Raw genomic sequence first — 13,350 nt, forward strand, 5'->3', positions numbered from 1 at the left:
TTGCCATCGGCGACAGTGCGCCGTTGGATGCTGCGGTCGGCCGGCGTGCTAAAGCGTTTCCGGTTTAGACGGAGTCGCAGAAACGTTCCATCTCTTTGTTTTTACGCATTTCCTGACGGAAATGCCGCTTCGCACTTTTTCCTGGAAATGCTCTAGCGCTCTGTGGAGAGGGGGCGCACGTGCTTTACGTAGGTTCGCCCGACGCGGATTTCGCTTCCGTCCGACAGAAGCGCGATCAAGGCGGCAAAGGGCGCCTGGCGCAAGCCGACGATGCAATGGCGCCGAACGATCGAGCTTCGGTGGAGCCGGAGAAATTCAGCCGGGTCCAGCCAGCCTTCCAGTGACGCCAGGCTCTCGTGGTGCAGGTAGGATTTGTTTTCGGTGTGGATGCGGACATAGTCGCGCTCCGCCTGGAACCGCACCACGCGATCGAGCGCGATGCGAATGAACTCGCCTCTGGCCTTCACCCAGATATCGGCGACCTGCGCTTCCTGCTTGCGAAGCGCCTGCCGGAGCGCCCGCACGGTTTCGTTGAGTTCCAGCACGCGTTCGGCGCTTGTTCGTGCCGCAATCGCCATGCGGGCCCGGTCGATCGCGGTTCGTAGACGATTGGGCTCGATCGGTTTGGTGACATAGTCGACCGCGGCGGCCTCGAAGGCGCGAAGGGCATAGTGGTCGAAGGCGGTCACGAAAACGACGGCAGGTGCGTTGTTGCCCAGCCGTTCCAAAATGTCGAAGCCGGTGCCGCCGGGCATCTGGATGTCGAGCAGGATCACGTCCGGCAAAAGTTCGGCGACGAGAACGCAGGCCTGCTCCACATTGCCGGCCGTCCCGACGATCTTGATCCCGGACATAGCCCCGAGCAGGCGTATAAGGCGGCGCCGCGCCAGGGGCTCGTCATCGATGACGAGGATCGACAGGGGCTCTATCTGGATTTCGTTCATGCGAGCCTCAGGGGCATTGTGATTGCTGCTCTGAAACGCTTGGGCGTTACAAGGCCGGATACACAGGCGCCGACGCCTGGAAAGCGCGCCTGCACCCGATCGGCGACATTCTTGAGACCGATCCCGGTGCCGGAAGACTGGCGTCGCCCGCCCCCGGTCTCCGGCGCGATATCGTTTTCGACGGCGATCTCGAGCGCATGGCCGACCTTGGCCGCGCTGATGACGATCTCAACCTGATCAGGAGAGCGGCCGACGCCGTGTTTCACGGCGTTCTCGATCAAGGGCTGCAGGATCAGGCTTGGCACCAGAGCCTCTTCCAGGCCATTGGCGATGTCCATCCGCAGCTTCATCCGGTCGGAGTAACGCTCGCCTTCGATATGCAGATATCCGGTTTGCAGGGCAAGTTCATCCGCAAGCCGCACGTCGTGCAGCGGGTCGAGCTCCAACGTCGTGCGCAGAAAGTTCGAAAGCGACATCACCATGCGCGTCGCTGCAATGGTCTGCCCTTCCTCGATCAGGCCGGTGATGGAGTTCAGCGTATTGAACAGAAAGTGCGGATTGACCTGGTATCGGAGCGCACGCATTTGCGCGGCCAGTGCTTCCTCGCGCGAGATCGCCAGGCGCCGTTCGCGCTCACGCAGCTCGAAGCTGTAGAGCAGCGCGACGAAGAAGAACGACCACCCCACGAACGTCGCCATGCTGTAGACGAGCGTGTAACCGGTATTCGTCCAGTCGACCGTGATCGGGTCGGGACGCACGAATAAAACATAGAGCAGGAAGTCGATGCCGGTATTGGCAAAGGCGGCAATGAGAGAGGTCGAGAATCCAACGACGATCTTGGTGGCGATATGCCGGTGCCTAACCCGAAACATCGCCGCCGCGATACCGTAGGAAAGAACCATGCCACAGGACATCAGCAGCAATTTGCCGGGGGCAGACACGATCGGATCGATTCCGAGTATGCCCCACAGGATACTGCTGATGAGGAATTCCACGAACCAATAGAGAAAACCGAGCCAGAGCGTCGTGCGCCGAACGCTGCCGATATAGGCGCTTTCGTCCCGCGATTTTGTTTCGTCCTTGGGTTTCATGCCATTTTTATCGTTCAACCGGCCGCCAATGTCGATTGTCGTTGGTCGGCGAAATCAAGCCGTTTGCAGAAAGTCCTGACCTTTCGGGCGCTGCCATTTGCCGCTTGCGGAATGCAAACCCCCTTGCTTTTGCCGGCTTGCCGCTCCGCGGAGGCCTTAGGGGCATGCCAGCCTCAAGGGCATGGTGATCGCCGCCCGAAAGCGGTGTGGTGCGACAAGACCGGAGATGAAGGCCCCCATCTCGGGAAATCGGGCCCTGATGCGGTCGGCGACATTCTTGAGGCCTGTGCCCGTTCCCGGAGGCTTTTTGATCGCGCATTGCGGTTCGGTCGTCAGATCGTTTTCGACGGAAAGCTCGAGGGTTTCACCGTGGCGTGCCGCACTGATCAGGATTTCGACCGCGCCGGCCGAACTGCCGACGCCGTGTTTCACCGCATTCTCGATCAGCGGCTGGAGAATGAGGCTCGGCACGAGCGCCTGCTCCAGGCCGGGTGCGATGTCGAGCTTCAGTCGCATGCGGTCCGAGAAGCGCTCGCCCTCGATGTTGAGATAGCCGATCTGCAGTGCCAGTTCGTCGGCGAGACAGACGTCCTGCATTGGGTCGAGTTCGAGCGTCGTGCGCAGGAAGGAGGAGAGTGAAAGCACCATTCGACCCGCCGCCGTCGAAGAACCTTCCTCGATCAGCCCGGCGATCGAATTCAAGGTGTTGAACAGGAAGTGCGGGTTGACCTGGTAGCGCAGCGCCCGCATCTGCGCCGCTAACGCCTCTTCTCGCGTCAAGGCCAGGCGCCGTTCGCGTTCGCGCAGCTCAAAATTGGAGAGAAGCGCAATGCAGAAGAAAGCCCATCCGTGGAACAGCGCCAGGCAATAGATGACGGTATAGGTGACATTGGTCCAGTTGACGTCCGCCGGATCGCCATGCGCGATAAGAAAGTGGCAAGCGAGGTCGACGCCGGCGTTGATCACTGCAGCGACGAGCGACAAGGCGGAGCCGACCAGGAGCTTGAAGAGAATGGAACGCTCCCTGCACCTGAAGAGCGTGGCCGCCATCGCATAGGACATCAGCGTGCCGTTCAACACCAGGATCAAGGTGATCGGCGCAACTTCTATTGGGTCATATCCGAGGACTGCCCATAATACGCTGCTGATGACGCCCTGCATGAATTGATAGAGGAAGCCGAAGGAAAGCGTCGCACGGCGAACACCTGCGGTATACTGAGTCTCTTCCGGCGAAGCCGTGTCATTTCCTCGTGCCATGTGGGTTTATCCCTCAAGCCGAGATGGTTGTCGATTGCCGTTCGTCGGCGAAATCGAGCCGTTTGCAGAAAGCCCCAACCTTTCGGCGCTGCAATTTGCCGTTTGCAGAAAGCAGAATTCTCCCCTTTCCCCGGCTTGCTATAGCGCCCCATGACCCGCCGCCCCCCGGCTCGTATTCGCCTGGGGGTTGTGCGCTGACGAACGCAAATGAAAAGGGGCAGACATTGAATACCTGTGTGAAGGCGGACGTTTTGAGGATCAACCTTCTGAGCTCGACTGCGCTTGGACGCGCCGGTCTTGTCTCGATCATGCTGGCCGTACCGTTCGTCCCGTCGCCGGCGAAGGCGGCCGGATTGCTCGTTCCAAACGACACGACCTGGACCACCGACCATACGATCAACGGCAATCTCGTGATCCGCGGCGGTCCCAGTGGCGCCACGCTGACGATCAAGGACGGCGCCTCCGTCGAGAGCAAGGGCGGCTACATCGCTGACGGCAGGGGCACGGTCGGAACGGTCGTCATCTCCGGTCCTGGCTCGACCTGGGATATCGTCGATCCCGATCCGCGCGGCTACCGCATGCTTTTCGTCGGCGGTTTCGAGAGTGGCATTTACGGTGGCAAGGGCACGCTGATCGTCGAGAATGGTGGCAAAGTCTCCGCCAAGGAGACCTACATCGGAGCCCTGCAGGAAGGCAATGGAACGCTTGTGGTGCGCGGTGCCGGATCCATGCTCAGTACCGATTTTCTGGGGGTCGCCTTCGGCGCGCTGAAGCTCAACACTGGCGCGGTCAGGATCGAGGACGGTGGCGTCATCAACTCCAACAAGGCCATTTTCGAGAACGGCACGGTTCTGGTGAGCGGCGAGAATTCGCGCTGGATCAACACCGGCGACTTTACGATCGGCGACAACTTCACGATCGAGAAGGGCGCCGTGGTCTCCACCAACACTGCGACCCTGCGGGAGGATGAGAGCGTCGACACCATCCATGTGTATGTCGATGGCGCCGGCAGTGAGTTCAAGGTCAACGACAAGCTGATGATCGGTGAGGCCGGAGACGTCAATCTTTCGGTTGCCAACGGCGCAAAGCTCTCAGCCGGCGGTGGTATTGTCCTCTCTGGCGTTGGTGGCGCGATCCGGGAAGGCATGGGCAGCCTTTCGATCGGCGGCAAGGTCGACATGGATCGTGTCGGCGGTCCGATCGCTCGGCAGGCGCAAGCGGCCGGCACGGTCGATCCCTCGACGAAGATCGATTTCGGCCCACGACAGGGCCACGTCAATTTCAACCACACGAACACCGGCTACGACTTCGCCAACACGATCGGTGGCAAGGGCGCGATCAATAATTTCTCCGGCGAGACCATTGTCACCGGCGACCTGACGAAGTTCTACGGCAAGGTGAACGTCTCCGGCGGTAAGCTGGTTCTCAAGAGCAACCTCGACACTATCGATAACGACGCGGACACGGGCCCCGTGGACTACAGCACGACCCGGTTCGACGTGAAGGATGGAACCCTGATCGTCGATGGCGAAGCGGGAAGAGTGCAGACAAATTTTCTCGGCGGGCAGACCTACACCAACTCCGTCGTCGTCTGGGGGGAAACGCTGAACCGTATCGGCAATCCGACCTCGACGGCGTTTGGCCGTCTTGGCGGTTCCGGCACCATCGGCGCCACGGCGGTCGACAAAAGAGCGGTCATTGCGCCGGGAAACAATTCGATCGGCACGCTGACGATCATGGGGCAGCTGGAAATGAGCGACGGCTCGATCTATGAGGCCGATATCGCCGGTGACGGCCGCTCCGACAGGATCGCCGTCAGGGGCCTGCAGAACGGTGTGCGGGGCGACGGTGTCGCGACGATCGGCGATGGCGTCAACGTCGAGGTGACCGCGCTCGATGCCAATACCAGCTATCAGAACGGCCACACCTACACCATTCTGACCGCCGAAAACGGCGTCGACGGCCAGTTTGCCCAGGCAATTTCGAAGTCCGCCTTTCTCGATGTCACGCTGGAACACAAGGACAAGCAGGTAGACCTCAAGATCGCGATCAAGGACACGGGGAACCCCAATCCAGGTAACCCCAACCCCGGCAACCCAAATCCGGGGAATCCCAATCCAGGCAATCCGAATCCCGGGAACCCGAACCCAGGCAATCCCAACCCTGGAAACCCAAATCCCGGCACACCAGGCACATCGGCTAGGTTCGAACGCGTCGCCATCAACGGTAATCAGAGGAACACGGCCCTAGCCCTCAACACGCTTGCGCAGAGCGGGCCATCGCTTGCGCTTTACAACATTCTACTGGAGCTCAACGCCGACAATGCGCGCGGCGCTTTCGAGCGCCTGTCCGGCGAAGTTCACGCATCGGTGAAGACGGCACTGATCAACGATAGCCAGCTGCTGCGCAATTCGGCCAATGACCGCATCCGCGCGGCATTTGACGACGTGGCGGCGACCAATGTTCCGGTTCTTGCCTACGGCCCCGAAGGCAAGGGCAAGACGAGCGCGGCTGTCGGTGCGATCGATGCCGCATCGGTCGAGCCTGCCGCGATCGTCGGCTGGGGCCAGGTCTTCGGTGCCTGGAGCAACACGGACGGCAACGGCAATTCGGGAGAGCTGGATCAGTCGACAGGCGGTTTCGTCACCGGCTTCGACGCGGCAGTCACCGAAAACACCTTGGTCGGCCTGATGGCGGGCTATAGCCGGTCGAACTTCGACGTCGACAGTCGCTCGTCGTCGGGTGACAGCGACAACTACCACCTTGGCGTTTACGGTGGCGGCCGTTGGGGCGATGTCGCCCTGCGCTCCGGGCTCGCCTACACCTGGCATTCGATCAATACGGAGAGAACCGTCGCGTTCCCAGGTTTCAGGGATCAGCTGAAAGCCGACTACGATGCCGGGACGTTCCAGGCATTCGGCGAAGTCGGCTACCGCATCGACCTGCCGAGCGTGGCGCTCGAGCCCTTCGCCAACCTCGCCTATGTCAGCCTGCATACCGATAGCTTCACCGAGCGTGGCGCTGCGGCGGCTCTGTCGAGCAGGAGCAACACGACCGATACGACCTTCACCACGCTCGGCCTGCGCGCCTCGGCTCCTCTCAGCCTTGGCACCACTGATGCGAAGGTGCGCGGCATGCTCGGCTGGCAGCACGCCTTTGGCGACACGTCGCCCCTCTCGACGGTGGCTTTCGGCACGGGCAGTGCCTTCTCGGTTGCCGGTACGCCGATCGCCGAGGATGCGGCGATCATCGAGGCCGGCATCGATTTCGCACTAACCGGCAATGCGAGCCTCGGCATCACCTACACCGGGCAGTTCGGCTCCGGCACGACGCAGAATGCCATCGATGCCAAGCTTGACGTGCGCTTCTGATGCGGCTTGTACGCTGGGCCTCCCCAATGCTGATGGCGACGATCGTCGCCATCAGCCCGCTCCATGCGCAGGAGGCGCCGAAGGACGGGCCGGCTCCTTCTTCGCTTGCCGAGACCTATGACGACTGGAGCGTCGCCTGCTCAACGACAGACGGCAGTCGCAGGTGCGTTCTATCGCAACGCCAGGTTCACCAGAGCGGGCAGCGCGTACTGACGCTGGAACTGGAACCGGCCGACGGGACAGGCGTTCAGGGCAAGCTGGCGCTGCCTTTTGGCCTTTATCTCGACAAGGGTGTCTCCCTTGGGGTCGATGATGCCACAGGCAGCAAGCCGTCGCGATTTCGCACCTGCATGCCGGTCGGATGCATCGCCGCACTGACATTTACCGAGGAGACGATCAAGCTTCTGCGTGGCGGCAACGTGCTGAAGCTGGTCGCCTTTGCCAGCGACACGGAGAAGGAGGTCAGCTTTTCTATCTCGCTCAAGGGATTCGGAGCCGCCCTCGATCGCGCCATCGCCTTGATGCAGAAGGCCTAGACGAGGTTCTCGCTGGTGACCAGCTGCGTCTGAACTGCGGATGCGATGATTGCTGCAAGGGCCGAAGGTTAGGCGCAGTTCGCCATCGGACCACTCTCGGTCCTCCCCGGGGAGGGCGCTCTCTTGCTCGATTGGGCCGCCAGCCCCGATGCGAACTGGGGAGCGCCATCCTTGCCGGCGATCCAGACCGCGTTTCGCCCTGCGGCCTTTGCCGCGTAGAGCGCTCGGTCGGCGCAAGACAGGAGCTCGCTTGCCTCCTGTTGCCTGCCAACAAAGGCCACGCCGATGCTGACAGTCGCCGAAAGCGTGGCATTGCCGGCCCTGACCAGCGCCTCCTCGAAGGCGCTGCGGATATCCTCGGCAATCGCGGCGGCCTGCGGCCGACCGACCCCTGGGAAGCAGGCCGCGAATTCTTCGCCGCCCATGCGCGCCAGGAAGGCCTGGCCACTTATCGCTTGCGAGACGACAGCGGCGAACTCGATGAGCACCTTGTCGCCGACGGCGTGTCCATGGCGATCGTTGATCGCCTTGAAGTGGTCGATGTCCATGTACATCAAAGCGCCTTCGCCCGACGCCGTCGCCATATAGTCGTCGAGTTTCGACATGAAGGCGCGCCGGTTCTGCACACCGGTGAGAGCGTCGGTTTCCGAAGCCAGCTTGTATCTGTATTGCGTTCTTTCCTTGATCAGCGCGAAGAACGAGAACCCGCCCGCAAGGCTGTGAATGAACAGTTCGAACGTCAGGAGCTGATACCACAGCGGCTGCTCTGCGCCCGAAGCCGTGTTGCCGAAAAGCGGCCAGACGAAGATCAACGGAATGCGCACGAGATAGAACAGCCCATGCGTCGCGAAGAGAAAGGCGACGATGTAGGAGCTTGGAAGTTTGCGGAAATTGTCGGACCGGAAAATCTCGACCGCGATCATCGCCGAATAGACGAAGATCAGCGCCGAAAACAGCACGATCCTGCTGGTGACACTGTTCTGGACATAGTCGGAAAAGCCTGTGGCCAACAGCCACAACACGGGTCCGGCCAATGCGGACGCGATCTTCAGCGGCTGATTATCGAAAGCACGCAAGCCAAGCCAGATCAGCGCCAACCCCAGAACCGCCAGAGCGTTGCCGAGCGAAACCGGGACGAAGGAATAGCCCGGGCCTCTGAGAGCCAGCAGGGTAAATCCGAGGGCCGCAACCAGAAATGCACAGGACCACAGCCGCAGTTCCAGGCTGTTGCGCTCCTGGCGTGAGGCGAGCGCGAAGTAAACTGCGAAAACCACCAGCGTCGCGAAGGAGCTGATCATGATCGTCGGGGTATGTAGCGCTTCCACCGTCCACTCCTGGATTCTGAGCGACGTTATGCGCCGGAATCTTAAAGGTTTCGCAAATGGCGGTTGCGACGATTAGCAGGGGGCACCGGCGCCGAGCCGGTGTTTCGGCGCGTCCCACATCGGCTGCAGGAAATCTCCAGTCCGTTATGACGGCCTGGCTCTTCGCATCGTCAGGTCCGACATCAGCCGCTGCTGGCCGGCCCGGATCACGTCTTGCATCGCATGCCGCGCGCCTTCGGCGTCACCGCGGCGAATTTCCTCGACGATGCGGATATGGGTAACGGCGACGCGGTCGATTTCGCTCCGGTCGGCGGTCGGGTTGGTGAGCTTGAAGACGCCGATGAGCGCGGCCTCGATCAGACTGCCGACCGTGCGCATGAACGGGTTGAGCGACGCCTCGAGCAGGTGCAGATGGAATTCGAGGTCGGCATGGGCCAGCGTTTCGGCGCTGTGGTCTTCATTGCCCAGGGCAACGGCGAGCCGCATCATCTGGGCAATGTCGGCGTCGGTGGCGCGCTCGGCGGCAAGTGCCGCCGCAGAGGGTTCGAGCGCCAGCCTGATTTCGCTCAGATGGTTCAAGAAGTCCTCGTCGACGCCGACGCTGAAATGCCAGGAGAGCACGTCGCTGTCGAACAGGTTCCAATGCGCCTGCGGCATCACCCGCGTCCCGATGCGCGCACGCGGGAAGACCAGGCCCTTGGCCGCGAGCGTCTTCATCGCCTCCCGCAGCACGGTGCGCGACACCTTGAAACGCGCCGCCAGCTCGATGTCACCAGGCAGAATATCGCCGGCTGCGAACTCGCCGCCGATCACCGCGCGCCCGAGCTCGTCCACGACATGGCCATGGCTCGAGCGTTTCACCGGTTGCTTTGCGAAGGTTCCTGGCAGCATGAGGTGCAACTGGGCCCTTTCCTCGAGCGTTTTCAGCTTAAACGGGATCGCAGAAACGCTCTATCTCTTGGTTTTTACTGCATTTACGGACGGAATACCGCTTCGCATTTTTCCTGGAAATGCTCTAGGCATGCCGCCGTTCGCTGCGCGATACGTAGACGATGCCCTTCTGCATCAGGATGAAGACGAACAGCAGCAGGCCGATCAGGATTTTCGTCCACCAGCTGGAGAGCGAGCCATCGAAAGTGATGTAGGTCTGGATCAATCCCTGGATGAGGATGCCGATGAAGGTTCCGGCCACAAAGCCGGAGCCGCCGGTTAGAAGCGTGCCCCCGATCACCACTGCCGTTATCGCATCGAGCTCGACGCCGACGGCCGCAAGCGAATATCCGGCCGAGGTGTAGAGCGAGAACACGATACCGGAAAGCCCGGCGAGCAGGCCTGACAACGCGTAGATCATGATGGTGGTGCGGCCGACTGGGACACCCATCAGCTTGGCGGTGGCAGTGCCGCCGCCAAGGGCATAGACGTCGGTGCCGAAGCGGGTGCGATGGGCAATGAGGATGCCGATGCCAAAGACGAGCAGCATCAGCCCGCCGATGAGCGTGATCCGACCACCGCCGGGAAGCTTGTAGTAGAGCCCCTTCAATGTGCCGTAGAACGGATGCTTGATCGCGATGGAATCGATCGACAGCACGAAGGCCATGCCGCGCGCCAGAAACATGCCGGCGAGCGTGACGATGAAGGCTGGCATCTCCAGGTAGTGGATGATGGCGCCCATCACCGCACCGAAAAGCGTCGCGATGAGAAGGGCCATCGCAAAGGCGACGAGCGGATGAATGCCGGTATTCTCCAGCACGACGGCCAGGAACACGCCGGTGAAGGCGATGACGGAGCCGATCGACAGGTCGATGCCGCCGGAGAGGATCACGAAGGTCATGCCGACGGCGGCGATGCCGAGAAAGGCATTGTCGGTCAAGAGGTTGCCGATCACCCGCGTCGACAGGATGTTGGGATATTGCGCCACGCAAAGCGCATAGCTCAGCACGAAGATGACGATGGTGGCGGTCAGCGGCAGGTATTTGGGGTTCATCGCGCTTGCCGCTCCGTCGGTTTTCTGCTGGCGCGCAGGAGCGCTAAAAAGGTGAAGGCGTTGCGTGCCGGCGGCGACTGCAGCACGAGAATGAAGACGATGATCGCCGCCTTAATGATCAGGTTGAATTCCGGCGGGAAGCCGGAAAGCAGGATGCCGGTGTTGATCGACTGGATGATGATGGCGCCGAGAACGGAGGCGGCGATGCTGAAGCGGCCCCCGAGAAGCGAGGTGCCGCCGATGACCACGGCGAGGATGGCGTCGAGTTCGAGCCAGAGCCCGGCATTGTTGGCGTCGGCGCCCTTGATGTCGGCGGCTGCGATGATGCCGGCAATCGCGGCACAGAGCCCGGACAGCATATAGGCCGCGATCAGCAGGACCGGGGTCAATACGCCGGATAGCGTGCTAGCCTGGCGGTTGACGCCGATCGCCTCGATCAGCATGCCAAGCGCGGTCTTGCGCACGATCAGGGCCACCAGGATGCCGAAGACCAGCCAGATGATCACGGGCAGGGGCAACCATGCAAACGAGCCGCTGCCAAGGAAGATCAATCCCGGATCGTTGAAGGTGAGGATCGCGCCCTCGGTCACCAGCTGGGCGATGCCGCGCCCGGCGACCATCAGGACCAGCGTCGCGATGATCGGCTGGATATCAAGTATCGCGACCAAGACACCGTTCCACAGACCGCAGAGAATGCCCGTGCCGAGCGTGATCAGAAGTGTCATCGCCAGGGAGTGGCCCGACGTGATCGACGAGGCGGCGACTGCGCCGCAGATCGCCATCACGGCGCCGACGGAAAGGTCGATGCCCCTGGTGGCGATGACGACGGTCATGCCGATGGCGAGAAGAACCACCGGGGCGCCGCGGTTGAAGATATCGATGAGGCTGCCATAGAGGCGGCCGTTCTGGATTTCGAGGCGGAAGAAACCCGGGAACACGAAGGATACCATCAGGAGAATTGCTGCCAGCGCGATGAGCTGCGGCAGGAGCCTGAGCGAATAGCTCCTTAGTATTGCTGTCATGCCGCTCCCCGTTCGTTCGACGATGCGATGGCTTCGATGATCTGGTCCGCCGTGATCCGCTCGCCTTCGAGTGAGGCCACATGCTGTCGGTCGCGAAGCACGACGATGCGCGTGCTGTAGGCGACAAGCTCCTCAATTTCCGACGATATGACCATCAGCGACATGCCCTTCTCGCGCAGGCCCTCGATCAGCCGGACGATCTCGGCATGCGCGCCGACATCGATGCCGCGCGTCGGCTCGTCGAGGATCAGGAATTCGGGCTCTGTCGCCAGCCAGCGGGCGAGAATGGCCTTCTGCTGGTTGCCGCCGGAAAGCAGCCTGATCGGCTTTTCGCGATCGGCCGTGCGGATGTCGAGTGCGCGGATATAGTGGTCCGCCAAGCGGTTCTGCTCGGTGCGGGAGATCGGACGGGTCCAGCCGCGTCTGGCCTGAAGCGCCAGCACGATGTTTTCGCGCACCGAGAGATCGCCGACGATGCCCGCGGTCTTGCGGTCCTCAGGGCAGAAGCCGAACCGCTGCGCGATCGCCCGGCGCGGCGACGATAGCTGGACGGCCTTGCCGTCCAACTCGGCCGTGCCACTGTCGGCGCGATGGGCGCCGAAGAGGATCTCTGCCGTCTCCGTGCGGCCGGAGCCGAGAAGCCCGGCAATGCCGACAACCTCTCCGGCCCTCACGTCGAGGTCGAAGGGAGAGATGTGGCCCTTGCGGCCATAATCTTTGAAGCGATAGCGCACCGGCCCGGTGACATCCGGCTCCTTGCGCGCAGAGTGGATCTCCGCCGCAAGCTCGCGGCCGATCATCATCGAGATCAGATCGCGCCGCTCGAGCGTGGCCGTGTCACGGGTGCCGACCAGTTGACCGTTGCGAAGCACGGTAATGCGGTCGGAAATCTCGTACACCTGTTCGAGGAAGTGGGTGATGAAGACGATGCCGAGGCCGCGGGCCTTCAACCGTCGGACGATGCGAAACAGCATCTCGACCTCATGGGCGTCGAGACTTGCGGTCGGCTCATCGAGGATCAAAACCTTGCCCGACAGGTCGACTGCACGGGCGATCGCGACGACCTGCTGGATCGCTACGGAGTAGCTGTCGAGTGCGCGGGTGACGTCGAGGTCAAGTTCATAGTTTTCAAGCAGTTCGCGCGCCTGGCGGTTCATGGTGCCGACATCGACGAAACCGAACCGGCGCGGCTGGCGTCCGAGAAAGAGGTTTTCCGCCACCGTCAGGTTGGGCAGCAGGTTGACCTCCTGATAGACGGTGCCGATGCCGAGTTTCTGCGCATTGAACGTGTCGCGCGGATCGACCTCGACGCCGTCGAGCAGGATCGTCCCGCCGTCGCGCCGGTAGGCGCCGGTGAGGCATTTGACCAGCGTCGACTTACCGGCGCCGTTTTCGCCGAGAAGCGCATGAACCTCGCCCCTGCGCAAATGAAAGTCGACCTTGTCCAGGGCCTTCGCGCCGGGAAAGACCTTGTCGATCCGGGTCGCTGAAAGCAGGTTGTCGCCAGCGGTCTGCATGATCCCTCCCTGAGTGGAACGTGGAGCGCCCGGTCGGGCGCTCCACATTGCTTCAGTGTGCCGCAACACGTGCCTCGCTCTCGGCCTCGATGGCCGAATGCGGCAAGCCGGCGGAGCATTGAGGCCTCGAGGTCGACGAAGTCGGCGTGCCGTCTCATCGACCTTTCCGCAGGCGTCTATTGCCCGAGATAGGATGAGGCGCCGAGGCAACCCGCATCCGCTTGCCGGCAGCCGGCGCCGCAGTGCTTGAAAGCTGCCGCATGATTTTCTCCCCGGATCTCACTCGGTTCAGGCAGACATGCG

Annotated in this window: 10 protein-coding genes; 2 read left to right on the forward strand and 8 right to left on the reverse strand. The window is 61.9% G+C overall.

Annotated elements, in window-relative coordinates; genetic code table 11:
• Positions 1 to 152: 152 nt before the first annotated feature.
• The 3 genes from AC244_RS06315 to AC244_RS06325 all read right to left on the reverse strand — a co-directional run bounded on the left by AC244_RS06315 (position 153) and on the right by AC244_RS06325 (position 3,292).
• Positions 153 to 944 (reverse strand): LytR/AlgR family response regulator transcription factor, encoded by a 792-nt coding sequence (locus AC244_RS06315; protein ID WP_053247949.1) that lies wholly within the window; start codon positions 942 to 944, stop codon positions 153 to 155.
• On the reverse strand, positions 941 to 2,035 hold the full coding sequence (locus AC244_RS06320; protein ID WP_053247950.1) for a sensor histidine kinase: 1,095 nt from the start codon (positions 2,033 to 2,035) through the stop codon (positions 941 to 943). Before AC244_RS06320 ends, AC244_RS06315 begins: the two co-directional genes overlap by 4 nt.
• Positions 2,036 to 2,191: 156 nt before the next feature.
• On the reverse strand, positions 2,192 to 3,292 hold the full coding sequence (locus AC244_RS06325) for a sensor histidine kinase (RefSeq protein ID WP_053247951.1): 1,101 nt from the start codon (positions 3,290 to 3,292) through the stop codon (positions 2,192 to 2,194).
• A 251-nt stretch (positions 3,293 to 3,543) separates the two neighbouring features.
• Between AC244_RS06325 and AC244_RS06330 the strand changes: the two genes are divergently transcribed.
• Positions 3,544 to 6,663: an autotransporter domain-containing protein gene (locus tag AC244_RS06330; protein ID WP_161807844.1), complete on the forward strand. Its 3,120-nt coding sequence runs from the start codon at positions 3,544 to 3,546 to the stop codon at positions 6,661 to 6,663.
• A gap of 26 nt (positions 6,664 to 6,689) precedes the next feature.
• Complete coding sequence (locus AC244_RS06335) at positions 6,690 to 7,199, forward strand: invasion associated locus B family protein (protein ID WP_234716862.1); 510 nt, start codon at positions 6,690 to 6,692, stop codon at positions 7,197 to 7,199.
• Between the two features lie 68 nt (positions 7,200 to 7,267).
• On the opposite strand, the gene AC244_RS06340 is transcribed toward AC244_RS06335, so the two are convergent.
• The 5 genes from AC244_RS06340 to ytfR all read right to left on the reverse strand — a co-directional run bounded on the left by AC244_RS06340 (position 7,268) and on the right by ytfR (position 13,047).
• Complete coding sequence (locus AC244_RS06340; protein WP_152975867.1) at positions 7,268 to 8,524, reverse strand: GGDEF domain-containing protein; 1,257 nt, start codon at positions 8,522 to 8,524, stop codon at positions 7,268 to 7,270.
• A 144-nt stretch (positions 8,525 to 8,668) separates the two neighbouring features.
• Positions 8,669 to 9,415, reverse strand: coding sequence for a FadR/GntR family transcriptional regulator (locus tag AC244_RS06345; protein ID WP_053247955.1), 747 nt, complete (start codon positions 9,413 to 9,415; stop codon positions 8,669 to 8,671).
• 124 nt (positions 9,416 to 9,539) lie between these two features.
• On the reverse strand, positions 9,540 to 10,508 hold the full coding sequence (gene yjfF / locus AC244_RS06350) for a galactofuranose ABC transporter, permease protein YjfF (RefSeq protein WP_053247956.1): 969 nt from the start codon (positions 10,506 to 10,508) through the stop codon (positions 9,540 to 9,542).
• Entirely contained in the window at positions 10,505 to 11,530 is a 1,026-nt protein-coding gene (locus AC244_RS06355; protein ID WP_053247957.1) for an ABC transporter permease, read from the reverse strand. The genes yjfF and AC244_RS06355 overlap by 4 nt, the downstream gene beginning before the upstream one ends.
• Positions 11,527 to 13,047, reverse strand: a complete 1,521-nt coding sequence (gene ytfR / locus AC244_RS06360) for a galactofuranose ABC transporter, ATP-binding protein YtfR (protein ID WP_053247958.1) — start codon at positions 13,045 to 13,047, stop codon at positions 11,527 to 11,529. The genes AC244_RS06355 and ytfR overlap by 4 nt, the downstream gene beginning before the upstream one ends.
• Between the last annotated feature and the right edge of the window lie 303 nt (positions 13,048 to 13,350).

The organism is Ensifer adhaerens (assembly GCF_001270265.1).
Taxonomy (GTDB): Bacteria; Pseudomonadota; Alphaproteobacteria; order Rhizobiales; family Rhizobiaceae; genus Ensifer; species Ensifer adhaerens_B.

Coding starts and splice junctions, on each gene's coding strand:
- AC244_RS06315 (WP_053247949.1), bottom strand. CDS start 944: ATGAACGAAATCCAGATAGAGCCCCTGTCGATCCTCGTCATCGATGAC.
- AC244_RS06320 (WP_053247950.1), bottom strand. CDS start 2,035: ATGAAACCCAAGGACGAAACAAAATCGCGGGACGAAAGCGCCTATATC.
- AC244_RS06325 (WP_053247951.1), bottom strand. CDS start 3,292: ATGGCACGAGGAAATGACACGGCTTCGCCGGAAGAGACTCAGTATACC.
- AC244_RS06335 (WP_234716862.1), top strand. CDS start 6,690: ATGCTGATGGCGACGATCGTCGCCATCAGCCCGCTCCATGCGCAGGAG.
- AC244_RS06345 (WP_053247955.1), bottom strand. CDS start 9,415: ATGCTGCCAGGAACCTTCGCAAAGCAACCGGTGAAACGCTCGAGCCAT.
- yjfF (WP_053247956.1), bottom strand. CDS start 10,508: ATGAACCCCAAATACCTGCCGCTGACCGCCACCATCGTCATCTTCGTG.
- AC244_RS06355 (WP_053247957.1), bottom strand. CDS start 11,530: ATGACAGCAATACTAAGGAGCTATTCGCTCAGGCTCCTGCCGCAGCTC.
- ytfR (WP_053247958.1), bottom strand. CDS start 13,047: ATGCAGACCGCTGGCGACAACCTGCTTTCAGCGACCCGGATCGACAAG.